This is a genomic window from Flavobacterium johnsoniae, from assembly GCF_001879205.1.
Classification (GTDB): Bacteria; Bacteroidota; Bacteroidia; order Flavobacteriales; family Flavobacteriaceae; genus Flavobacterium; species Flavobacterium johnsoniae_A.
Genome location: NZ_MLFK01000011.1, coordinates 121,037 through 144,302 on the forward strand (window position 1 = coordinate 121,037; position 23,266 = coordinate 144,302).

24 protein-coding genes, 1 tRNA gene and 1 pseudogene are annotated in these 23,266 nt (G+C 34.6%); 10 read left to right on the forward strand and 16 right to left on the reverse strand.

Annotated features, from left to right (window positions below; all coding sequences use genetic code 11):
• Positions 1-18: 18 nt before the first annotated feature.
• Positions 19-1,101, reverse strand: a complete 1,083-nt coding sequence (locus BKM63_RS21250; protein ID WP_071638597.1) for a hypothetical protein — start codon at positions 1,099-1,101, stop codon at positions 19-21.
• Positions 1,102-1,109: 8 nt separating this feature from the next.
• On the reverse strand, positions 1,110-1,631 hold the full coding sequence (locus BKM63_RS21255; RefSeq protein WP_071638712.1) for a DUF5004 domain-containing protein: 522 nt from the start codon (positions 1,629-1,631) through the stop codon (positions 1,110-1,112).
• A 474-nt stretch (positions 1,632-2,105) separates the two neighbouring features.
• Between BKM63_RS21255 and BKM63_RS21260 the strand changes: the two genes are divergently transcribed.
• The gene (locus BKM63_RS21260) at positions 2,106-3,704 is read left to right on the forward strand and encodes a DUF6377 domain-containing protein (protein ID WP_071638598.1); all 1,599 of its coding nucleotides are present in this window, start codon (positions 2,106-2,108) and stop codon (positions 3,702-3,704) included.
• A 207-nt stretch (positions 3,705-3,911) separates the two neighbouring features.
• On the opposite strand, the gene BKM63_RS21265 is transcribed toward BKM63_RS21260, so the two are convergent.
• The 10 genes from BKM63_RS21265 to BKM63_RS21310 all read right to left on the reverse strand — a co-directional run bounded on the left by BKM63_RS21265 (position 3,912) and on the right by BKM63_RS21310 (position 12,941).
• Positions 3,912-5,135 carry a sterol desaturase family protein gene (locus tag BKM63_RS21265; RefSeq protein WP_071638599.1) on the reverse strand — a complete coding sequence of 408 codons (1,224 nt, stop codon included), beginning with the start codon at positions 5,133-5,135 and terminating at the stop codon, positions 3,912-3,914.
• 114 nt (positions 5,136-5,249) lie between these two features.
• A complete protein-coding gene (locus tag BKM63_RS21270) occupies positions 5,250-6,536 on the reverse strand; it encodes a Glu/Leu/Phe/Val family dehydrogenase (protein ID WP_242661209.1) in 1,287 nt (428 codons plus the stop codon).
• A 444-nt stretch (positions 6,537-6,980) separates the two neighbouring features.
• Entirely contained in the window at positions 6,981-7,835 is an 855-nt protein-coding gene (locus tag BKM63_RS21280) for a DMT family transporter (protein ID WP_071638601.1), read from the reverse strand.
• Positions 7,836-7,893: 58 nt separating this feature from the next.
• Positions 7,894-8,487, reverse strand: coding sequence for a 2OG-Fe(II) oxygenase (locus BKM63_RS21285; RefSeq protein WP_071638602.1), 594 nt, complete (start codon positions 8,485-8,487; stop codon positions 7,894-7,896).
• Positions 8,488-8,737: 250 nt separating this feature from the next.
• Complete coding sequence (locus tag BKM63_RS21290; protein WP_071638603.1) at positions 8,738-10,201, reverse strand: AAA family ATPase; 1,464 nt, start codon at positions 10,199-10,201, stop codon at positions 8,738-8,740.
• Between the two features lie 119 nt (positions 10,202-10,320).
• Positions 10,321-11,439 carry a vWA domain-containing protein gene (locus BKM63_RS21295; protein ID WP_071638604.1) on the reverse strand — a complete coding sequence of 373 codons (1,119 nt, stop codon included), beginning with the start codon at positions 11,437-11,439 and terminating at the stop codon, positions 10,321-10,323.
• A 106-nt stretch (positions 11,440-11,545) separates the two neighbouring features.
• On the reverse strand, positions 11,546-11,926 hold the full coding sequence (locus tag BKM63_RS21300; RefSeq protein ID WP_071638605.1) for a YchJ family protein: 381 nt from the start codon (positions 11,924-11,926) through the stop codon (positions 11,546-11,548).
• On the reverse strand, positions 11,913-12,149 hold the full coding sequence (locus tag BKM63_RS21305) for a hypothetical protein (RefSeq protein ID WP_071638606.1): 237 nt from the start codon (positions 12,147-12,149) through the stop codon (positions 11,913-11,915). The genes BKM63_RS21300 and BKM63_RS21305 overlap by 14 nt, the downstream gene beginning before the upstream one ends.
• 109 nt (positions 12,150-12,258) lie before the next feature.
• The gene (locus BKM63_RS23735) at positions 12,259-12,399 is read right to left on the reverse strand and encodes a hypothetical protein (protein WP_165608798.1); all 141 of its coding nucleotides are present in this window, start codon (positions 12,397-12,399) and stop codon (positions 12,259-12,261) included.
• Positions 12,399-12,941: a hypothetical protein gene (locus tag BKM63_RS21310; protein ID WP_071638607.1), complete on the reverse strand. Its 543-nt coding sequence runs from the start codon at positions 12,939-12,941 to the stop codon at positions 12,399-12,401. The genes BKM63_RS23735 and BKM63_RS21310 overlap by 1 nt, the downstream gene beginning before the upstream one ends.
• 86 nt (positions 12,942-13,027) lie before the next feature.
• Here BKM63_RS21310 and BKM63_RS21315 point away from each other — a divergent pair, with 86 nt between their 5' ends.
• The 4 genes and pseudogenes from BKM63_RS21315 to BKM63_RS23740 form a co-directional block, all read left to right on the forward strand.
• Positions 13,028-13,279: a hypothetical protein gene (locus BKM63_RS21315; protein ID WP_071638608.1), complete on the forward strand. Its 252-nt coding sequence runs from the start codon at positions 13,028-13,030 to the stop codon at positions 13,277-13,279.
• A 350-nt stretch (positions 13,280-13,629) separates the two neighbouring features.
• Positions 13,630-14,070: a KTSC domain-containing protein gene (locus BKM63_RS21320; protein ID WP_071638609.1), complete on the forward strand. Its 441-nt coding sequence runs from the start codon at positions 13,630-13,632 to the stop codon at positions 14,068-14,070.
• Between the two features lie 259 nt (positions 14,071-14,329).
• Positions 14,330-15,091 carry a DUF4369 domain-containing protein gene (locus BKM63_RS21330; RefSeq protein ID WP_071638611.1) on the forward strand — a complete coding sequence of 254 codons (762 nt, stop codon included), beginning with the start codon at positions 14,330-14,332 and terminating at the stop codon, positions 15,089-15,091.
• Between the two features lie 18 nt (positions 15,092-15,109).
• Positions 15,110-15,496: pseudogene (locus tag BKM63_RS23740) on the forward strand (peroxiredoxin family protein); the annotation flags it as partial.
• A gap of 77 nt (positions 15,497-15,573) precedes the next feature.
• Here the strand turns inward: BKM63_RS23740 and BKM63_RS21340 are convergent.
• Entirely contained in the window at positions 15,574-15,768 is a 195-nt protein-coding gene (locus BKM63_RS21340; RefSeq protein WP_071638613.1) for a hypothetical protein, read from the reverse strand.
• A 278-nt stretch (positions 15,769-16,046) separates the two neighbouring features.
• On the opposite strand from BKM63_RS21340, the gene BKM63_RS21345 reads away from it, so the two are divergent.
• Positions 16,047-16,127, forward strand: a tRNA-Tyr gene (locus tag BKM63_RS21345).
• A gap of 435 nt (positions 16,128-16,562) precedes the next feature.
• Positions 16,563-17,537 (forward strand): NAD(P)H-quinone oxidoreductase, encoded by a 975-nt coding sequence (locus tag BKM63_RS21350; protein ID WP_071638614.1) that lies wholly within the window; start codon positions 16,563-16,565, stop codon positions 17,535-17,537.
• Positions 17,538-18,046: 509 nt separating this feature from the next.
• Here BKM63_RS21350 and BKM63_RS21355 read toward each other — a convergent pair.
• Both BKM63_RS21355 and BKM63_RS21360 read right to left on the reverse strand, forming a co-directional pair.
• Positions 18,047-19,261 carry a condensation domain-containing protein gene (locus tag BKM63_RS21355; RefSeq protein ID WP_071638615.1) on the reverse strand — a complete coding sequence of 405 codons (1,215 nt, stop codon included), beginning with the start codon at positions 19,259-19,261 and terminating at the stop codon, positions 18,047-18,049.
• Positions 19,262-19,712: 451 nt separating this feature from the next.
• Entirely contained in the window at positions 19,713-20,087 is a 375-nt protein-coding gene (locus tag BKM63_RS21360) for a winged helix-turn-helix transcriptional regulator (RefSeq protein WP_071638616.1), read from the reverse strand.
• A 123-nt stretch (positions 20,088-20,210) separates the two neighbouring features.
• On the opposite strand from BKM63_RS21360, the gene BKM63_RS21365 reads away from it, so the two are divergent.
• A complete protein-coding gene (locus BKM63_RS21365) occupies positions 20,211-21,005 on the forward strand; it encodes an SDR family oxidoreductase (protein WP_071638617.1) in 795 nt (264 codons plus the stop codon).
• 105 nt (positions 21,006-21,110) lie between these two features.
• Positions 21,111-21,431 (forward strand): hypothetical protein, encoded by a 321-nt coding sequence (locus BKM63_RS21370; RefSeq protein WP_071638618.1) that lies wholly within the window; start codon positions 21,111-21,113, stop codon positions 21,429-21,431.
• Between the two features lie 180 nt (positions 21,432-21,611).
• Here the strand turns inward: BKM63_RS21370 and BKM63_RS21375 are convergent, their stop codons facing one another.
• Positions 21,612-21,908: a winged helix-turn-helix transcriptional regulator gene (locus BKM63_RS21375; protein ID WP_347512187.1), complete on the reverse strand. Its 297-nt coding sequence runs from the start codon at positions 21,906-21,908 to the stop codon at positions 21,612-21,614.
• A 176-nt stretch (positions 21,909-22,084) separates the two neighbouring features.
• On the opposite strand from BKM63_RS21375, the gene BKM63_RS21380 reads away from it, so the two are divergent.
• A complete protein-coding gene (locus BKM63_RS21380) occupies positions 22,085-23,188 on the forward strand; it encodes a Gfo/Idh/MocA family protein (protein ID WP_071638620.1) in 1,104 nt (367 codons plus the stop codon).
• Positions 23,189-23,266: the final 78 nt, after the last annotated feature.

The following is a 23,266-nucleotide window of genomic DNA, read 5'->3' on the forward strand; positions in this document are numbered from 1 at the left end:
TTTTAATTTGATAGTGAATTATTTGTCTAAAGTTTTAAGAGGAATCGTCGTGTTTGAAATTGTTTTGTCTTTGTTGTCTTTTACCAAAACATGAATTTCACTTAAAACCGGAGAATCTTTTAGTTCTGAAACTAAATTGACAAATCCTTTTATCTCTGCAACTCCTCCTGTAAACTCACCAGAAATTGTTTTTGTTCCGGCAGTAATGGTGTAAATTAATTTATTTACTCCCGGCTCATTATTTTTTCTATAAATTCCTAAGAAATCTTTTTGGCTGATTTGTAAAGGAAAATATCCAAAAACCGGTGCTGGCGGCGGTACATAAGCACCTGCATATAAAACCTGATCCGGAATAGTTCCTGCCCAGTCGTCTTTTACCATCAGGAAAACTAAATTTTCCATTACATAACCATCTGGAGCATTATAGTAATCTTTTGGAACTAAATCCATTTTGTAAAACCCGTTTCCTAAATCTTTTAATTTTGTTTTTGCCGCTATTTCCGGCAGCCATGATTGGTATTCTTGTTTAATATCCCAATCGTTTAGTCCGCTGTGCATATGAACGCTTGTTGCGCCTGCAAATCCCGGAGCCAGATTGGCATTAAACAAAATACTTACGCCTTTATCCAAAGTTGGTTTTGTCGGATAAGCTCTAATCAGCTCATTTGCTGTATAAAATGTTGTAAAATCCGTGTACACCATATTACCCACATCGCTTTGTTTAGATCCGTTTTTGTTTTTTAAACGAAACCAAAATCCTGCACTTGCTGCAATTTCGGCCGGGGTTTTAGAGAAATATAATGTTGGTGTTAATGTAAAACTCCAAACTTTGTTTCCTTCATATTTTAGTTTTGCAAAGTCAGATGAGTTTTCCCAATTGTTTGCGTCCGGTTCAGACGGAGACCAGATCCACATATATAAATCCTCATTTTCGGCAAATGTAGTTCCCGAAAGATCAAAATACCACGTAACTTGTTCATCATATTTGTAAACTACAGGAAATGATGACATAGCTCCTACAGCCCCAGCATTTTCTTGTGCTTTAGTAAAAGTTGGAGCCATCAACAGGGCAAGTAAAATTGTATATAGAAATTTTTTCATATTACTTTTTAATTAATAGCATTTAATTTGAATACATAAGACACAATCGAAATTCCTGCTGAAGAATGTACTAATTGAAGTTCCATTTCACCATTCTTTCCGGGAACTGAAGATATTCTAAGTTCGTCTGTTTTTTGAGTTTTCTGTGCGTCACTATACAAGTAGATTTTAACAGCACTTGCATTTGTTGGTTGAAAATCTGAGCTTAATTCCCAGTATCCTTTTGGGGCAAATAAGGGAGGAACATTACCCGTTACTTCATAACTTGTAGGATTGTTTTTTTCGTCTACGCTGAAATTGATTTTAAAATCTTCGTAGTTAAAAAAAGTACTCAAGTTTTCTTCATTTGGCTCAATTTTGGCTGCCTTGGCAACCTCATCTACCATCTTCAAATTTGTTAATCCCCAGGTTCCATTTACTTTCTCATAAAGGGTAATAGGATTAACGTAGCTGCCGTCTTCTGTATTATCGCAGCTCATGGCGAAAAAACACATAAATAGTGCTAACCAATAATAACTTTTACTTCTCATAAATTTTTGGTTTTTGTTAGTTTTCATCCTCTTAAAAGGACAGTACGAAACTAGATGTTAAATAAATCTAAAAAAAAATATCTTTAAAAAATCAAGACGTTATTCAGCCATTTTTAACCATAGAACACTAACAATCAATACTTTAAACAATTTAGCATTTTATAAAAATCAAGGTCGTGTATAGACCAAAAAGCACCATTAATTAATGGTAAATATGACAATATGAAAATTTTATATGAATATTTTTTCACTATATACATATATAATCACATTTTATTGTATAATTGCAAATAATTAGAGTACTTTTAACAATTCAAAGCCTTTTCTAGGCCTCTAAGAAGCATTTCTTTAGAAAATCTCAACAAGCTGCTCTTTATTCTAAAAACTGAAAATCATCAGTTTTTCATTAATTTTGACTTTAAACGAATTAGCCCAGACCATAAATTATCTTACCCTAAAAACCACAATCAAACCATGCAAAAAATATTCATTTTATATTTTTTCATCATGGGTTTTTCTCTAACTGCGAAAGAGACAAATCCAATTCTTGAAGAATTAGATAAAGTACTTCTCAAAAAAGAAGTTTACCTTAAACAGAAATATCGAAAAATTGAAATCTTAAAAAAGAACGTTTCAAAATTTACCCTTAGCCAAAATAACGAACAGCTCTATAATACTTATATGTCATTATTTGATGAGTATAAATCGTTTAAATATGATTCGGCGTATTATTATTTAGAAGAAGCAAAAATCAAGGCCAAAGTTTTAAAAGATCCCAAATTTTTATCAAAAAGCCGGATTAAGGAAGGTTTCGTACTGCTTTCATCAGGACTTTTTAAAGAAGCCATCGATACGCTCAATGTGATTGATGATAAAAAGCTCGACCTGAAAAACAAATTTGAATACTATAACATCAAAGCCCGTGCTTATTATGATCTCGCCGATTACAACCGCGATCAGCGCTTTAATATCCATTATGTACAGCAGGGAAATCATTTTCTAAAAAAGGCACTCGAATTAATTGGAACCAATACCAACGAATATTGGGCTGCCGAAAGTTTAAAGCGCTTAAAACAGCAGGATTGGCGCGGTGCGGAATTTGCTTTCAGCTATTGGATCAACAATTATAAACTGCCGCCGGATTATTATGGAATTGCAACTTCCAGCCTGGGATATATTTATTCAGAAAGAGGATATACTAAAAAAGCGATTCATTACCTCGCACTAGCCGCTATTGCCGATGTTAAAAATGCAACCAAAGAAACTGTAGCCCTGCGGAATTTGGCAAATGAACTCTTTAAAATGGGTTATTTAGAAAAAGCCAATGAATATATTAATATTGCCATGGATGATGCTACTTTTTATAACGCCAGACATCGCAAAATTGAAATTTCGTCGATATTGCCTATTATCGAAAAAGCACAGCTGAATAATGTAAAGGACAAGAACGATAAATTGGAGAAGATCATCATTTTATTGACGATCCTTACCCTTATTATTATCCTGTTCTCTATTATTATCTTTAAACAATTAAAAGAGAAAAATAAAGCCCGAAAGATAATGGCTTCGTCATACGCACAGCTCCAGGAAATGAATATCAGCCTGAGCGAGGCAAATGCTATTAAAGAGGAATATATTACGTATTTTATTAAAGCCACATCGGCGTTTATTAATAAGATTGATCATATTCAAAAAAGTACGCTTCATAAAATCATTACAAAGAAAACCGATGAAGTGATTGCGAGTTTAAAACGTTATAATGTAAAGGAAGAAAGAGAAAATCTGTTCCACCAATTTGATGAAATTTTCCTGAAATTGTTCCCCACTTTCGTAACCGATTTTAATCATTTATTTCCAAATGATCATAAATGCATCGTTAAGAAAGGTGAACTTTTGAATACAGAACTCCGCATTTTTGCCTTATACCGATTAGGAATTCAGGACAGCAGTCAAATGGCTGAATTTCTGGAACTTTCTGTGGCTACAATTTATACGTACAAAACCAGAATCAAAAGTAAATCTGATTTTAAGGATACTTTTGAGGAAAAAATTATGGCGATAAAAACGATTTAGGATTTTGAGATGCTAAGATGCTAACTTAATAAGAGAGTGAGTTCTTTTACTCTAAAGTTATGAATAAAAAACGCCGCGAATTCACGAATTGCGACGTTTCAGGATTCTTGATGCTGCAAGGTTTCTAAACTTGCAGGTCTTTTTACCATTTTACTTTTAAAATTTTATACCTGTGAGGATTTAAAAACCTTACAGGTATAAAAATATTTATTCTGACGATTCTAATTGTAAAATCATATTCTGATAATATTTACTAAGCGAGAATAACTGTTCGGCAAAAATCATAACGGCCAGCGGAACAAAGAAAAACATAGTCAGATTTTCTGCGTATAAAAAATATGTCGTTATCATAAAAATGCGCGTATATTCCAGATAATAAATCCATTTTCGCTGTTCTAATATCGCACCGCAGTTGATTAAAGTGATGATGATGATAGATAAAACAAAAATCTTGTCATAAATTTCTAAATGATCAAAATAATATGTAAAAACAGTCAGAAGCAAGGTGCAGACAGCCAATTGAATATATAAGTAATTTCGAAAACGCAGCCTTTGATGCGGATTACTTTTATCCTGCAGAAAACGTTTTTCTAAAATTGGACGAATATCCTGATCCATGTTGGCCGGACTTCCAAAAACGGCTTTCCATCTTGCTTTAAAACCTTTTGAGCGTTTCCATAATTCGTAGATCTCAAAATAATAATGAAAATGCTGCCAAAGGAAGCTGTAGCTTTTTAACGGATGCGTTAATCCATATTTTGGTTTTTCTTCTTCTTCCTGAAAAGTTCCAAAAAGACGATCCCAGAAGGTAAACATATCACCGTAATTTTTATCGAGATATTTTTCGTCAGAAGCATGATGCACACCATGCACAGAAGGTGTTACAAAAACGTATTCCAGCCATTTGATTCTGCCGATAAGCTGTGTGTGCGTAAAGAAAGAATACGCTCCATGCACAATAAGCATCGTAATAACCATTGCAGGATGAAAACCAATTAATGGCAGAATACACCAAAAACCCGTTCGTACTATAGCCTGAAAAGTAGTAATTCTGGCGGCGGCGGTAAAATTAAATTCTTCACTATGATGATGCACAATATGTGCTGCCCAGAAAAAATTGACTTCGTGCCCCAGTCTGTGGTACCAATACCAAACAAAATCTGTTGCCAGAATCAAGGCGATCCAGACTAAAAAACTGCTTGGAATCTCGAAAATCCGATAATCGTCGTAAATCAAATAATACAATTGATAAAAACTTGCGGCAACAAATAAATTAATCAAGCGCTCTGCAATACCAATACTTATATTAGAAACAGAACTTTCATAATTAAAAATTTCAGGTCTTTTTTTCCGTTGTGCCAGCTTGTATTCCAGAAATAAAAAAAGAAAGAAAGCAGGCATTGCAAAAGCAAGAAAGTTGATATTTTTCATTTTTAAAAATTACTTTATTATGAATAGAACTAAAAAGACATTTCATCAGCTAAAAAAACAAACTTCTGCTCATTTTAATAGTTGATGAAAATAATCCTGGTTGTATTAAAAAAATTAATTCTGTTTGAATTTTGGCGCTTCTAAAGCAACTTCTTTTACAGATTGCGTTTCTGCAACTTTCTTTAAAGCAATTATATAAGCTGCAATTCTTGGCGTTACACTATGTTTTGCCGCCACTCTAAATACGGTTTCAAAACCTTTTTCCAGAATATCTTCCAAACGCTTGTTAATCTGCTGAATTCTCCACGATTCTAATAATGAGTTCTGAAGCCATTCAAAATAAGAAACTGTAACTCCTCCGGCATTTGCCAAAATATCAGGAACTACTAAAACATTATTTTCATGCAGGATTTTATCAGCATCTGAAGAAACCGGACCATTTGCTGCTTCGATAATTATTCTAGCGCGAATATCCTTGGCATTCTTTTGTGTAATCACATCTTCTTTAGCCGCAGGAATCAAAACATCAACATCTAAAAGCAATAAATCTTCGTGTTTAATCGCAACTGAATTTGGATATCCTTTTATGGTTTTATTATTAAGGTTGTAATACAAAATCAATTCCGGAATATTAATTCCGTCCGGATTGTAAAACGCTTCCGAGACATCGCTTACCGCTACAATTTTCACTCCTTTTTCATATAAAAACAAAGCTGAGTGCAGGCCGACATTACCGAATCCCTGAATTGCCGCAGTTGATCTTGCCGGTCTGATTTTTAATTTTTCCAATGCCAGCAAACTAATTATGCTTACGCCTCTTCCGGTTGCTTCCACTCTTCCCAGAGAACCTCCTGAATGCAGATGCTTTCCGGTTACAACCGCATGAATTGTTTTTCCGTGAACCAGTGAAAATTCATCCATCAGCCAGCCCATTTCGTCAGGACCTGTTCCCATATCCGGTGCAGGAACATCTTTTTCAGGGCCGAAAATATCTGCCAGTGCTTTTGTGTAGGCTCTTGTAATTCTTTCCAGTTCGGTTTTAGAAAGTGTTCTCGGGTCGCAGATAATACCGCCTTTTGCTCCTCCAAAAGGAATTCCCGTAACAGCAGATTTCCAGGTCATCCAGGCGGCAAGTGCTTTAACTTCATCAAGATTTACGGCAGTATCATAGCGAATTCCTCCCTTTGACGGACCCAATGCTGTATTGTGAATGACGCGATAACCTTCAAAATTTTGCTCTGTGCCATTATCTAGTGTTATGGAAAAGTTTACCACAATTTGTTTTTCCGGACGCTGCAGCTTTTGTCTTATCGATTCATCTAAATTAAGAATATCGGCCGCTATATTAAAACGATCAATCATGGATTGAAAGGGATTCTGTTTTATAATTTCTGTACTCATAGTATTTATTTTTAAAATTTGGGTTTATCAGGATTTGGATTTAAGAAAATGCTGGGGCTCAATAAAAATTGGCAAGTGATGCACATACAACACGGAATTTTTGTCTGGCAGCAATGCATCATACTGTTTATGTTTCTATTTGATCTCATTTTATATCTTTTTACTGTTTCTAAAAAAAAGCCTTTCATGGTGCATGAAAGGCTAAAAAAAAAATAACTAACAAGTACTTTCTCTATTAACGCCATTTCATCGCATAGTTTGACATGCAGCACATCGTCAAGCTGCACATAAACGGGATGATATTTAGACTATAGTTTTTCATTGTTATGACAAATTTATAAATATATTTCATAAATTCTATCGAATTAGTAGAGTTTATTTTAAAAAATTTCCAATTAAGCCTTAAAGAAGCTGTAAATTAACGATTTAAAGAGAGAAAAAAAATTAAGAAAACTGAGAAAAAACAATAAAAACAATAGCAATTAAGGCTAAAGCAATACCAATAAAATTGATTTTTGATAGTTTTTCTTTAAAGAAAAGCAGACCAACGAGACTTCCTAAAACAATAACTCCCATGTTCATTCCTGCAAAAACTGTCGATGGATTTTCGGCAAATGCTTTGTGTGCTTTTAAATAAAATAGAATATTTCCAAAATTAAAAATACCGACTAAAGCCCCAAAAAGGATATTTTTCGAATTTAATTTTGCCTTTTTTAAAACTACATCATAGACCACAACTAATAAAGAAACAGCAAGAGCAATATCAAAAACTATAAATAGTGAAGTTGTATAAGGTAAAGCAGTATAAAGTGCAATCTGCTTGAATAAAATGTCTACAATTCCAAAACCCAGAAATACTGCAGCCGGATAAATCCATTTGTTTTGATCGTTTATTGATTGTTTTCTTAAGATGAATAAAAGCGCGATAAAACCAATTATAAGCCCTATAACTTTATAGGAATTAAATTCTTCTTTAAAAATTAACCAGGCGGCAATTATTGGGATAAATAATGACAATCGCTGCGCGGCATCTGTTTTTACGATTCCCATATATTTAATAGAAGTAAACAAAAACAGAAAAACAATTGGCAGTAAAACACCAACTGCGGCATAAATATTCCATGGAGCCTCAGCATGAACAACGGTTAAATCAGGGCTGAAAGTAAAATAGCAGAGCGCCAGTGCCGTTATATAATTAAAAGCTATTATTTGAATTGGAGTGGCATTATATTTACGGGTTAGTTTGAAAATTACACCAACCGTTACACTGCACAAAATGCTTAAAATTAGAAATAACATAGAATTAAATTTTTGAAAACAAAAATAGTGTTTATCTCTTTTATACTTTCAAAAAATATTAATCATTCTTAAACCAGCCGGTAATACTCATTCTGGTGCTGTGGGTAACCAATACTTCGTGAACCAGTTCATTACTTTTAAAGAAAACAGTTTTACCCTGAACAGGAGAAATTTTCTGCTGCGAGTTGTTCTGATGAATCAGTAATTCTCCTCCGTCGCTTTCTTTCCAATTGCTGTTAAGATAACTGATCATCGAATACTTACGGCTTGAATTGTTTTTGAACTGATCTAAATGTTTGGAATAAAAATCGCCTTTTTCATATAAGGAATAATGAAACTCGTAACCCGTAATCCCGGCAAAACAATTTTCGTTTAAATAGAGTACAAAAGCATCGATGATATCGAAAAACTCATTTTCAAAAACATTATTGTGCTTTTTATCCAGCCAGTAAATCGCATCATTTCTAACTTTTTCATTAAAAGAAATTTTTTCTGAATTGCCAATTCCAGCTGTCAGCAGTAAACTTGCACCATTTAAATCGATTAAGTTTTGTTTGAGATTATCTGCCAGGGCATCACTCATAAAACGTTCTGATATTCCAATTTTATTCTCTATGTAACTCGCGATCAAATCTTCAAAACTGTCATTCATTGCTTTTATAGGAAAACTGAAAATACAGCTAACGGAGCAAGGTAGGCTATTAAAAACTTGCAGCACTGTTTTTTAGAAATAATAAATCTTGTCAATGCGACTGAGGAGATTTTGCTGAGTTACTTACTGAGATACCTCGTTCCCCGCGATGACAATGATTGCTTGCCCTTACTTAAAATAATAAACCCGACAGTTTTTTGAAACTGTCGGGTTTATTGCAATAATTATTAACAATTTATAATCTAACAACTTATAATTTACTAATATAACTTCCGTACATATCTTTAAACTGATGCCCTTGTGCAAATCGATCTTTGCTTAGTTTTTTATATTCTACTAAAGCCCATAAAATAAACTCTTTCATGAAGTACTGATCTTTTTTATCTAATTCAGGCTGGTATTTTTTTAACAGAATATCCAATGGAGCAACTTCATCTAAAACAGCCTGATATTCTGCATCTGTAGCATCATCTAATAATTCGAAACCACTTTCGGCAAAAAACCATTCGATTAAATCAGAATAAGGCGTTTTTTCTCCCGGTTTTTCTAATTTTTCGATTTTAGGAAACAGCGTTGGGAACAAAGTTCGAATTGCCATACCAATTAAATGCTGTGCTACAAAAGCAGCTCCCTCCTGCTCTCCTTCGTAAACTAATTCTACTTTTCCGGTAATTGCCGGAATAATTCCGATAAAATCAGACAAACGTAAAACTGTTTTATCTGCCCCTGATTTTAAAGCTCGGCGTTCAGCAGTACTGATTAAATTTTCAAAAGCTGTAATGCTCATTCTCGCACTTACACCGCTTTTGTTGTCGATGTATTCGCTTTCACGCGCTTCAAAACTTATTTGTTCTAAAATATCTTTGGCTAAATTTGGCACATAAACTACGTCGCTTTGGTTTTCATCCAGTTTTGCTTCCTGTTCTGTAATCGTTCTTGCGATTGCAACAGTTTCCGGATAATGCGTTAAAATCTGCGAACCAATTCTGTCTTTAAGAGGGGTTACAATACTTCCTCTGTTGGTATAATCTTCCGGATTTGCGGTAAAAATAAACTGCATATCAAGAGGCATTCTCAATTTAAAACCGCGGATTTGAATATCGCCTTCCTGCAGAATATTAAATAATGTAACCTGAATTCTGGCCTGCAAATCCGGTAATTCGTTAATCACAAAAATACTGCGGTTGGCTCTCGGAATCATTCCGAAATGAATCACGCGATCATCAGCATACGATAATTTTAAATTGGCTGCTTTTATTGGGTCAACATCACCTATTAAATCAGCAACGGTAACGTCTGGTGTTGCTAATTTTTCGAAGAAACGTTCGTTTCTGTGCAGCCATGAAATTGGAGTTTCGTCGCCTTTTTCTTCGATTAAATCCTTAGCAAAACGCGAAATTGGATTCAGCGGATCGTCATTAATTTCTGAGCCTGTCACAAACGGAATATATTCGTCTAATAATTCCACCATTTTTCGCGCCAAACGTGTTTTTGCCTGTCCGCGAAGCCCCAATAAATTAATATTATGACGGGAAAGAATTGCACGTTCCAGTTCTGGAATCACCGTATTTTCAAATCCGTGAACACCTTCAAAAACGGGTTTGCCTGATTTTATTTTCTCACGAAGATTATTTCGCAATTCGTCTTTAATACTTGTGCTTTTATATCCTGCAGCTTTTAACTGCCCTAATGTTTTTATATTTTTTATTTCCATTTTGATTGAAATATCGATTGTGTTATTGTTATAAAGTGATTACGAACCAATAGAAACAGCGCTTCGACTTCGCTCAGCAAAAAAACTGAGACTGAATACTGAGACTGAATACTAAAAACTCACCTAACCCTCTTCTTCCTATTTGTTTCATAATCTTCAAAAATCATTTCACCCAAACCTTTTAAACCTGTGTAAAATGCTTTTCCCTGATTTGCTTCTGTAAAATGATTTACGAAACGCTGTAAATACGGATCGTTTGCTATCATAAAAGTTGTAATCGGAATGTGTAATTTTCTGGCCTGCTGCGCCTGAGTGTAGCATTTATCTACAATATATTCGTCAAGACCGTTACTGTTCATATAATACGAACCATCACGTTCGCGTACGCAACTCGGCTTTCCGTCGGTAATCATAAAGATTTGTTTGTTGGTATTTCGTTTTCGGCGTAAAATATCCATCGCCAGCTGAAGTCCGGCTACTGTATTGGTATGATACGGTCCAACTTGTAAATACGGTAAATCTTTAATCGGGATTGTCCAGGCATCATTTCCAAAAACCAAAATATCAAGCGTGTCTTTTGGATAACGAGTTGTGATTAATTCGGCCAAAGCCATTGCTACTTTTTTTGCAGGCGTGATTCTGTCTTCGCCATATAAAATCATACTATGGCTGATGTCGATCATCAAAACGGTGCTCATTTGCGCTTTGTACTGCGTTTCTTCGACAACCAGATCATTTTCGGTGAGCATAAAGCTTTCAACTCCGTTATTGATTTGAGCATTTCGTAAACTTTCCGTCAATGAAATACGTTCTAAGCCATCGCCAAAATTAAATTCGCGAAATTCTCCTGTATGTTCATCGCCATTTCCGGCATGTTTTGTTTTGTGATTTCCGTTTCCGGAACGTTTCAGATTTCCGAAAATCTGATCTAAAGCCTGCTGACGAATGGCACGTTCTGTTTTAGCAGTTATTCCAAAACCACCGCTTCCGTCTTCTTTAACTTCGTCTTTTATGTAACCTTTCTTTTTTAAATCTTCGATAAAATCATCGATTGTGTAGTTCTCATCGGTCAGTTTATATTCTATATCTAACTCCCGAAGCCAGCTGATTGCTTCATCAAAATCGCCCGAAGTATGGGTGATTAGCTCTTTGAAAATGCCAAAAAGTTTTTCAAACGGAGACTGAAAAGGGGCTTCGTACGACTTAAAATAAAAACCTTTTTTAAATTCGTTTTTCATAATTTTAAAATTACGGTTTTTTAGAATTATGAAAAACGAAACGTTTATTAATTTTTAGTTAAAATATTTAACCAAAATTGACTACTAACAGTGTTAGATATAATAATTATTCAAACTTTCCATCAACATAAAACCATTCGTTATTTTCTAATTTAAAGGTTGAAAATTCGTAATGTGTTTGAGGTTTATTATTTGAATCTAAAAAATAAGCCTTAAACTCCACTGTATTTTCTGTGAAACTTAAAATTTCCAATTTCTGCCATTTATTAGCAGTCGCCCATTTTAAAATTTCTGTTTTTGAATAATATTTTCTTTCCGAAATATAAGTAGTTTCTAAAAGATAATCCGCATTGTGTATTGCATAAGCCGAATATCTCGAACGCATTAAAGCCAGAGCTGTTGGTGCTTTTTGATTATTTTCGAGATATAATCCACAGCAGTTATCAAACAGCAGTCCGGTATCGCAATAACATTTATGCGTCGCCATCTACTTCTTCTTCTCCATTAAGTTTTACGTGCAGCTGATTCAATAAAACCTGGTATCTGCTTATTTCTCTAACTTCTTCATCTTCTTCAGCAAAATCAATCATTTCGTCTAATACTTCACTTACATCTAATAGTTTGTTATTTGCTTCTCTGGAATCTCCTGCTGCGATTAAATCAATGATTTCCTGAACGCTCGCTTTTAAGGTTTCGAATTTATTACTCATAATCTATTTTTTATTTTTTTGTTTCAGGTTTCAGGTTTCAAGTTTCAAGTTTCAAGTTTCAAGTTACAACAGAACGTGAAACCTGAAACTTGAAACCTGAAACTATTTTCTACTCTTTATTTTCGTTGAATTTTTTCACAATTTCTTTCAGCTTCTCTTTGCGCGAAACTTCGGCTTGTTTTTTCTTAGCCTGGGCTTTGTGCAATTTGTCATTGTGTATTTTGATGTTCTTTTCGTTATTGCGTCCCATTATATTTCTCTTTTAATTTCTTCTAAACTTTTTTCTGTAAAAATCAATTCGTTGATAATCTGCTTTCTTAAATCGGCAATATCATCATAATCAAAATATTTTGCCCAGGAAGTTAACTGCTGCAGATTTCTAATTTGTTTTAATCTTTTTGCAGTTTCAAAACTGGTTCTTAAAACCGCTTTTCCATCGTACTGCGGATTCTTTTTATGCTGATAATTGGCAAGGTTCTTTTCAAAATCGGCCTCTATATAATAGAGTTTTTCTTCGGCATTATCAGGATAAAACTCGTTCCAGGCTGCAAAACCAATTTTTGTTTTCGATTCGGTTTCAGGTTCGCGGGCAATCAGGCGCCATTTGCTGTTTGCTAATCTTCCCCAGTGATTCGAAACCCGGTACATTCCGGCTTCAGTATAATAATAGGTACTTCCTGCTTTGCTTTCAAACTGCTTTTTCAAACCTTCAATTTCATTTGGAAGCACTTCATTAAAAATACAAAATGTATTCTTGAAAGAATTAGGATGTGGCTTAAAATTTTTCTGCATGTGCAAATATACTCAGATTGCCGCGAACTCCCTAAAACAAACATAAATTGATTAACTTTGCCTCATCAATTTAAAATAAAGAAAACATGTCTAAGGATTCACAAGAAAAAATGCCTCAAAAGGGAGTTTATACCGGCATTATCGAAAAAGATGAGAACAACAATTATTTCTGTGGTGAGTATCTTTTAGATTATAAAATTGCACATACTAACTTTACTATTGGAGACTGGGTTACTATTAAATCAGTAATCGAAAATCCAAGCGATATCAGCTACGATAAATATCCTAAGAAATCTAAAAACTTTGACAAGGCTAATCATAAGCCGGAGGATAAGTAGTTTTTTTGTTTCAGGTTTCAAGTTTCAAGTTTCAGGTTGAAATGAAAAAATCAACCGCAAAGCACGCAAGGTTTTATTTCATAGAATGTGCTTATAAACGCAAAGTTCGCAAAGCTTTTATCAAGATAACTTTGCGAACTTTGTGTTTATAATGAATGGGAAACAAAAAAAGCTTTCATGGTTATTTAGTCAGTGAAAATCTAACTTATAACATTTAACGTTTATCATTGTTGAATATTTTTTACATGAAAACTGAAAAGTTAAAAAAAAGTGTACCTTTGCAAAAAATTTGTCGTTTTGAAGTAAAAACACTCATTTCGAACTAATAGACAAGAAGTTACCTTTTATTTATGAAAAAAATAGTTGAATACCGCAAGTTACTAAATGTAGACAAAACTGCTGAGTTAAAAGATTTGAAAACCATTTATCGTAACGCGATGAAAGAAGCTCATCCTGATAAATTTCAAGGAGATGACGCTGGTTTAAAAGCAGCAGAAGAAAAAAGTAAAGCTATTATTGAAGCATATCATTTCTTGGTAAGTATTAATCCTGAAACAATTAAGGCTAATACACCAGAATACAACGAAACAATTGCTTCATCAACAATTACTGATTATAAATTTGTTGAAGGTCGTTTAATTATCGATTTTTCTAACGGAAGTGTTTACGAATACATTAGTGTTCCAAAAGCAACTTACGTGAAAATGGTAAACGCAGATTCTCCTGGAAGATTTGCAAAAAGACACATTTTAAACTCTTTTGTTTGGAGAAAAAAAACAAATCAGGAATAGATTTATTCAAAAAATATTTAAAAAGCACTCTTCTTACAGAGTGCTTTTTTTATGTCTTACTATTAAAAAAACTCTATATTAGCGCTCAAAACAAAATCAGAATAAGAGTTTTAAATCAAATTAACGCCTCAAAACCCTTGATTACAGGACATTTAGATCAAAAAAAACTATAACAAAATTTTAGGTTACAAAATTCTTTATGTTTTATAATTTTAGATACTTTTGTTGCACAAATCAATTAACTAATTAATTTTTTATAATGAAAAAAATACTTTTTTTACTTACAGCTTCTGTGGCTATCATTTCATGCAGCAAAGTTAAAGACGGCGAATACTTAATTACAGGTACTGCAAAAGGAATTGAAAACGGAAAAACAATCATTCTTCAAGGTCAGGACCCAACTACGAGAATGACAATCGCGCTTGATACAGTAAAAGTTGAAAACGGAAAATTTGAAATAAAAGGTAAAGTTACAGAACCTGCTTTCCATACATTAATTATTCAAGGTGCAAACCAACCATTTCCTTTTATCTTAGAAACAGGAGAAATAAAAGTTGAAATTGACAAAGACAGTATCCACAAATCTAAAGTTTCTGGAACTTACAATAATGAGGAGTACACAAAATTCAATGAAGATCTTACAAAAACTCAAAAAAGCTTAATTGATTTTCAGAAAAAAAATACTCAAAAAATGCAGCAGGCTCAACAAGCTCAAGATACAGCAACTATCAATGGCTTGATGAAACAATACATGGAAATTCAAACAGAAGTACAAGCTAACAGCAAAAAGAAATATTTAGCTTATGCTGAAGGTCACCCAAAATCTTATATCTCTGTATTGATCTTACAAGGAATGATCAATGATCCAAGTACTGATATGAAAAAAGCAGAAAGTTTATACAACGCTTTAGACGAATCTGTAAAAAATACAACTCCTGGTAAAGAAATCAAATCTAAACTAGGTCAAGCAAAAATGCCTGCAGTTGGTGCATCAGCTCCTCCTGTTGGTGACGCTAAATGAAGAGCAGATTTTTCGGCTCCAAATCCGGAAGGAAAAGTAGTTTCGCTTAAAGAAAGTTTAGGTAAAGTAACTATCGTTGATTTTTGGGCTTCATGGTGCGGACCATGCCGAAAAGAAAATCCAAACGTTGTAGCTATATATAAAGAGTTGCATTCAAAAGGACTAAATATAATTGGTGTTTCTTTAGATAAAGAAAAAAGCAAGTGGACTGAAGCTATCGCAAAAGATGGTTTGACCTGGACACACGTTTCAAATCTAAAATTTTGGGATGAACCAATTGCAAAACAATATAATGTAGAATCTATTCCTGCAACTTTTATTCTTGATGCATCAGGAAAAGTAGTTGCTCAAGACTTAAGAGGTCCGGAATTGAGAGCAAAAATATTAGAGCTTTTAGCTAAATAATGCCATTTACAGAATAAATAAAAAAATCTCCCTAGTGGAGATTTTTTTTGTTTTGTTCTATACCAATAATTAGAAAATCATTTAAATGTAAATGCCGTTTTAATTTCAGGGTTAAAGCCTTTTACACTCCTCTGTAAAGAAAGAAATTCTATTTTATTATTGTTTTCACGAGAACCCATAAAAAATGCGTTAGAAAAGGATTTACAGCTAATAAGGGTTTCTGCTTTTTTTATCGATTTACCAACAATGGAAAACAGATTTATTTCATCCATTTTTATTCTTGCTTTATGAGGAAAATCAGTTGCTATGAACTTAAATCTTGAATTTGAAAAGCAAAAAAAAGACAATTAAGCACTAAGAATAATCTTATATTATAAAATAAATTTAAAAAAAGTTCCAATTGGGCTTTTTTTATTTTATTCAATTCCAATGAATTAAAAAATAACTTTAAAATAACTTAAAATTAAGTTCATTTTTTATTTGTAAACATGAAAAACGTTCCTATATTTGCAACCGCTTAGAACAACAAAGCGCAACAATACAAAGCTGAGGGGAGATACTCAAGTGGCCAACGAGGGCAGACTGTAAATCTGCTGTGTGAACTTCGCAGGTTCGAATCCTGCTCTCCCCACGGAAAGGCTGAAAAGCCGGAAAACTCAAAGTTTTCAATCTTTTCAAAAAGCCTTAAAAAATGTCTTAAAGCCAGTAAATCCGATGATTTACTGGCTTTTTTGCTTTTAGAGCGTTTTGCATTCTTTTCAAAACTGCACAAAATTAAAGGTGCAGAATCGGTGCACTTTCCAGTTTGGAGTTGATACCTTTCTTGCGACTAAAAGCTTAGGCAGTATCTATCGGAAGCAGTAAAAAATGAAGGGTATATTGCCTAAAATTTCTGACTGGCAGCTAACTTTATAAGTGCTAATTTTCACAGGCATGAAAAATACTAAGAGAACCTTTACTTTAGGCTTCAAGATTCTGGCCGCCACCAAACACCGCTGTTCGCAAAAAGTATCGAGAACAAAGCGTTATTTGGAAAATATAATCTACCTTTTTAAAAAATTAGATTATGAAAGCTATTACAATCTCAAAATTTGGAGGACCTGAAGTTTTGCTGGTAACCGAAGTTCCTGATTTAATTCCTTCCAAAAATGAAGTATTGATTCAGGTAAAAGCTTCTGGCCTTAACAGAAGTGATATTTTACAGCGTGAAGGAAAATATGCTGCTCCAGACAGTACTTCTAATGAAATCCCAGGTCTTGAAGTATCGGGTATTATTGTAGAATGCGGTCCCGAAGTTACCCGATGGAAAAAAGGCGATGCCGTTTGCGCCCTGCTTCCCGGAGGAGGTTATGCCGAATATGTTACTGTAGAAGAAGGACAGTGTTTACCCATTCCCAAAGGATTAAATTTTATAGAAGCCGCCAGTCTGCCTGAAACGGTTTTTACAGTCTGGTCTAATATTTTTGAACGCGGAAAATTAAAACCAGACGAAACTTTGCTGGTTCACGGAGGCAGCAGCGGTATCGGAATTACAGCCATACAAATCGCCCATGCTTTTGGTTCAAAAGTTATAACTACTGCTGGCTCAGAAGAAAAAGTAAAATACTGCTATGAATTAGGCGCTACTCTTTGTATTAATTATAAAACAGAAGACTTTGAAGAAATTTTAAAAGGCAAAGGTGTAGATGTTATTCTTGATATGATAGCGGGAACCTATTTTCAAAAGAATCTGAATATTTTAAACGAAGATGGAAGACTTATTCACATTAATGCAGAAAATGGTAAAGATGTAGAACTTGATATCTGGCAGTTAATGGTAAAACGTATCACTATCACGGGTACTACGTTGCGCGCTAGAGATTACAAATACAAAAAAAGATTAGCAGAAGAAGTATGCAAAAATGTGTGGCCGTTAATTGAAAATGGAAAATTCAAGCCCGTTATTTACAAAACATTTTCGTATCGAGATGTCGTGAGCGCCCATCAATGCATGGAAGAAGGCAGCCATATTGGTAAAATAATACTGGACTGGGATTCCTAAAAATTATTGCAAGCCCTGAAGTAAATTACTTAAAAACGCTTCTTTCTCAAATTAAAATTCGAGAGATTATTTTTTTAATTGAGTCACGCCCTGCAGAATAAATGAATGTAAGGGCGTTAATTTTATTTTTATAAAAGCTTTAAATGAAGCAATTTTATTATTGTGGCAGAATCGTGGCACACTAGTATTTCCAAAATTACAAATACAGCAAAATCTATCAATCCCTAAATATGGCTCGAATTTGCAGCTCTGCTTCTGAAGAATCAATTAAAAAACTAACACAGCAGTTTATTAAAAGAAACTCCAAAAAGATTAAACTTCTATTATATTTTTGTTAATTTTAATAAATGAAATTCGTAATTATTTTTACCGATGTCCGGTTCCTTTAAAACAAATCAAAATTGGTTGTCTGGTATGTTCAAAAAATATATATAAATAACACCATACGATACATCTATGCATCGTATGGTGCTTCTTAAAAATTAAATCATCTTAGATTACCTGAAATACTATTTGCAGGCTTCTGCTATAAGCATCTGCATTTCTTCTAATAAACCTGCAATAAGTGTGTCGCTGGTATTTGTGAGACAAAGATTACCGTTGGTACTAATCGCTCCAATAGTCTGCTCCAAACCCTTTCCTGAACGAACCATTGGACCATATACAGATTTAAGTTTGAGCTTTCCAAAATCAGTTTTATATTTCACCTTTACCAGATTAGTAACCATTATTTGGTGATTGAATGCTTCTTTTAATATATCTACCATTTTTTGGATATCTGCACTGTTGAAAGTCAGAGTTCTGAAAAAACCAAGATAATTCTCTACATGTTCTTTTGTTTCTGTTCCATTTAGACCTGATTTTGCCAATCTGGCAATATCCCAGAAAGATTGCTTTTCTTCTGGCTCAAAATAAACGGGATGAGTCGTAATATTCAACCCGCAGTTGTCATCTAGTTGAAGTGCTTTTCGTGTGCAGATAGGAGAAATTAATTCAATTTTTTTGTCATCCCACTCTTGGCGAAGTTTTCTTCCTGCAATAACCACAGCAGCGCAAATTGCACCATGCACCGTTGTTTGCTCCAGTCTTGATCTTTCTATAAGCTGTGATGTATGCTCGCTTGAAAACTTAATACTTTCAACTTTAGGAGAAACAGCGGCAGGTTTTTTAAATACATATTCTGAAGTTTCGTTATCTTCAACAGCAATATCCTTAGGAAGTCCAAGTGTTTCATCGTTAGATTTTTGCGGTGCTAATACCTGCGGAATCTGGCCTGTAACTGCCTCCAGTAAGTCCCTGAATAAATACATAAGTGAAGATCCATCGGCCAATGTATGATTGGCTGCTAAAATCAATACAGTATCTTCAGGTTTTTGTAATACAATCACTCTAAAAAGTGGTCCTTCTTCAGTATTGAATCGTAATTCTAATTCCTTTTCGACTGCTTGCTCCCATTTAAAACCGTTATCGATTTCTATGACCTTCAGTGGAATGACTAAGGAGTCAACATGTTCGATAAAAGGTCTTTTAAATTCATCGATCCTAATTCTTGCTGAAAGATTGGGATGTCTCTTCTGAACCTGATTAACGGCCAGTCTCCATGCATCAGCCGATTCTCTTCCTTCTACTTCTGCTGCCAAAGCAAAGTCCTTAGAATCAATCTGATCCAACAGCCAGAATGTTTTTTCAAATGCACCCAATGTGCGGTTTTCATGTTTTGTCATTTCTAATAGTTTTAAATTTTTACTGATTCTTTGAGAATGATTCTATATCTCGTGTGATTAATAATAATCAACATGACCGTTTTCATTCTCCGCAGCAAAATTCAGTAAAGACCGATTCTCTAAAAATGGATATAGTGCAGTTATTATTGTAGATTTTTCCCTTAATTAGATTTGGTGTGACAGAAGACAAAATCAGGCATCATAAGTAAAGTGCAGAGCATTAGGAATTGTCAAACTACCAGCTCGGGATATTTGTAATTATTTTTAATGATAGAGGAATTGCAAATGCTGTGGTATGTAATAATTGTACAAATAGACAGCACAGAAAATTTATGTATTAATAGAAGTATAGGAAAAGAGAAACGGAAATTTGTAGAGGAATTGGAAACAGAAAAATCTAATAAAAGAGTATAGATTTAGCTGAGCAAAATTAACTCAGACATTCTTAATTTTATTCCGTATCATTTGCTCCGGGAAATTTTTTAATAACTAAAGACTTCAGTCTCTCCTGATTCTGATCACCCCATTGGCCTAAAGCCCCAATAACAGGAATTAAGCTCTCGCCAAATTTAGTGAGACTGTATTCTACTTTTGGCGGCACTACAGGATATATTTTCCTAACAACGAGCTCATGTTCTTCCAGTTCGTTCAACTGGATGTTCAGGACCCTGCGTGATGCATCGGGTATTTTACGCTGCAATTCACTTGGTCTTTTATGGCCTTCATTAATGAACCAAAGCAGGCGTATTTTCCATTTACCATATAATACTTCCCCTATCAGGTCAAGTCCGCAGTTTAAGTTCGGTATTGTTTTTCTTTCATACATATTGTAAAAGTACTAGTATGTTACGATTTGTGCAATAGGGGAAAAATTTATCCCTATATGAATCGTAATTCCGTACTTGTGAGAAAGTTGCATACTTCTGAAATTTGTACAAAAGAAATCATCATGAAACAAATAGTAGATTATCAAAACGAGTTATCAGGCAAAATTGCATTGGTGACAGGAGGTACAAAAGGAGCTGGCAGAGCGATAGCCGAACGTTTAAAAAATGCCGGTGCTACGGTAGTTATCAGCGCAAGAAACCAACCTGAAACACCGGATAAAGAGCTGCATTTCATTTCTGCAGATTTAAGCAAACCAGAAGCTGCTGCCAAAGTTGCTTGTGAAGTATTGGAGAGATTCGGTAAGTTAGATATCCTTGTAAACAATCTGGGAGGTTCTGAAACTCCTGGCGGAGGGTTTGCTGCATTAACCAATACAGATTGGGAAGAAACAATACAAGCCAATTTACTGGCACCAGTTCGTCTGGATAAGGCAGTTCTTCCGCAAATGCTTGAAGGTAAAAGCGGCGTAATCATCCACATAGCATCTATTCAGGGAAAACTTCCTTTGTATGATTCCACACTTCCGTATGCTGCCGCAAAAGCCGGACTTATTAATTACAGTAAAGGATTATCGAAAGAAGTATCTCCAAAAGGTGTACGTGTATTGACCGTTTCTCCAGGATGGATTATGACCGAAGCATCAATACGAATGATGGAGCGTATTTCTGAAAGCAGTAATGTACCCATAAAAGAGGCTGAAAAAAGCGTGATGACAGCTTTGGGAGGTATACCTTATGGAAGACCAGCCAAACCGGAAGAAGTCGCAGAACTCGTTGGATTCTTGGTATCACCCAGAGCAGGTTATCTGACAGGTACAGAATATGTAATCGATGGTGGAACAATTCCAACGATTTGATTTTTAATATAGGTAATAGTTACCTTGAAAGAAGAGATCTATATGTCCAATAAAATAATAGTAAATAAAATAAATAAGCATTAGTAACCATAAAATAGATACATTATGAACTTACCAGAAGTAATACAAGACTTAGTAAAAGCGCAAAACAATTTTGACAGTTCGGCTTTTGCCGATTGCTTTTCAGAAACTGCAATCGTATTTGACGAGGGAAAAAATTATACCAGCAAAACAGAAATAAAAAACTGGATAGAAAAAAGCTCAAAGGAATACAATACGGCAATGAAACCTCTTGAATTTGAAGGAGATGCTGAAAAGGGAAATTTAAAAGCAGAAGTATCCGGAACTTTTCCAGGGAGTCCCGTGATTCTTACCTACAATTTAACCTTTAAAGGACAGTATATAGAATCGTTGAAAATTAATTAAAGTTGCGGAATCAGACCTTAAATTATGATTATTCTATTAGGAGAATTACATACAATTGAATAATTGACCTATTTAATTCTCCTAATTATTTTATAAAGTTTCGAATCTAAATCTTGTCAGTCTAGATCTTGGTGGATTTTACATTCACCTTATCTTTCTCTATTTGCAACATGTTTATGGTTAAGGAATTAATGTTGACGAAATTCCTAAATGAACATCTTTGTGCTTTGCCCCCCACTCATCCAATTGCAGGCAGATAGGAATGAGAGCACTGCTTACAGGAGTAAGTTCATATTCAACCCGCGGAGGCACTTCATGATGCACGGTGCGTATTACCAATCCATCACGTTCCAGCTCGCGAAGCTGTAATGTCAGCATCCTTTCGGTAATGTTCGGGATGATCCTTTTAAGCTCCCCAAAACGTTTTTTACCGTTACTTAACCGTATTAAAATTGGCAGTTTCCACCTTCCGCCCATTAGTTGTACGGCGTAGGTGAGATTACAATCTGAAAGAAAATTTCGATTGATGTTATTTGTGGTATTTTCTTTTCTATTTGTCATTACTTACAAAATTGTATGTACATACAATGGGTTGTGTACACTACAAAATTATAGTGTTCTTGTTAATTTTACAATCAATATAATAGAAATAAATGAAAACAGAAAAAATAAAAGTTGGTATAATTGGGCTTAATCCCGACAGCCAGTGGGCATCAAAGTCACACCTTCCTGCATTAAGGTATCTATCTGATACCTTTGAGATTATCGGAGTAGCCAATTCTACTCATGAAAGCGCTTTAAAAGCTGCGGATAAACTAGAAATACCAATCGCTTATGAAAACCCAGATGCCTTAATAGCATCAGCCGAAATAGAACTGGTTGTTATTACTGTAAAAGTCCCTTACCATTATGATCTTGTAAAGGCTGCGCTTGAAGCAGGCAAACATGTGTACTGCGAACACCCCTTGGGTAACGGACTTACTGAAACGGAGCAATTAGCAGCTATTGCGGCACGGAAAAATGTAGTTGCAGCAGTAGGGACGCAAATGGTTGTATCACCGGAATTGACTTATCTGGAGCACCTCATTAAAGACGGCTATGTAGGGAAGGTTTTATCCACTACACTGCTAGGCTCGGGAGGTCCTTGGTCAGATGAAGCAATTTCGGCTAACTATTATCTATACGATAAAACAAACGGCGCTACAATGCTGACCATCCCCTTGGGGCATACATTGGCAGGTTTAACAAAAGCTTTGGGCGGTTTTGATACTTTGACAGCAAAAATGACAAACAATTACACAACAGTAAAACTTACTGATATTGGTGAAATAAAACCTAAGACCTCTGAAGACCAGATTATGGTAATAGGCCAATTGAAAAATGGAGCCGCAATTTCTATTCATTACCGCGGCGGCGTTTCAAGAGGCACTAATCTTTTGTGGGAGATTAATGGAACACAAGGAGATATACAGGTAACAGGGCCTCTTGGACATGGTCAACTTGTCCCTTTAGAAATTCAAGGAGCCCAAGGGAAAGATACGAAATTACAAAACCTGCCAATTCCAAATGAAATGTATGAGGGTTTGCCTGATAATCCGGTAATTAGAAATGTGGTGCTGCTTTACAAAAGAGTTGCTGCTGATATAAAAAATAAAACGAAAACAGCACCAACTTTTGACGACGCAGTTGTACTAGCACATCTACTCAATGATATCGAGCAGTCCTCAAAAAGTTATGGTAATAAGGTTAAATCTTAAGTTACTACAAAAAATATTTGTTAACAATCTAACTCTTAAGCTGTAAGAGTTTTTTTTGAATGTCTGGGATTTTAATCC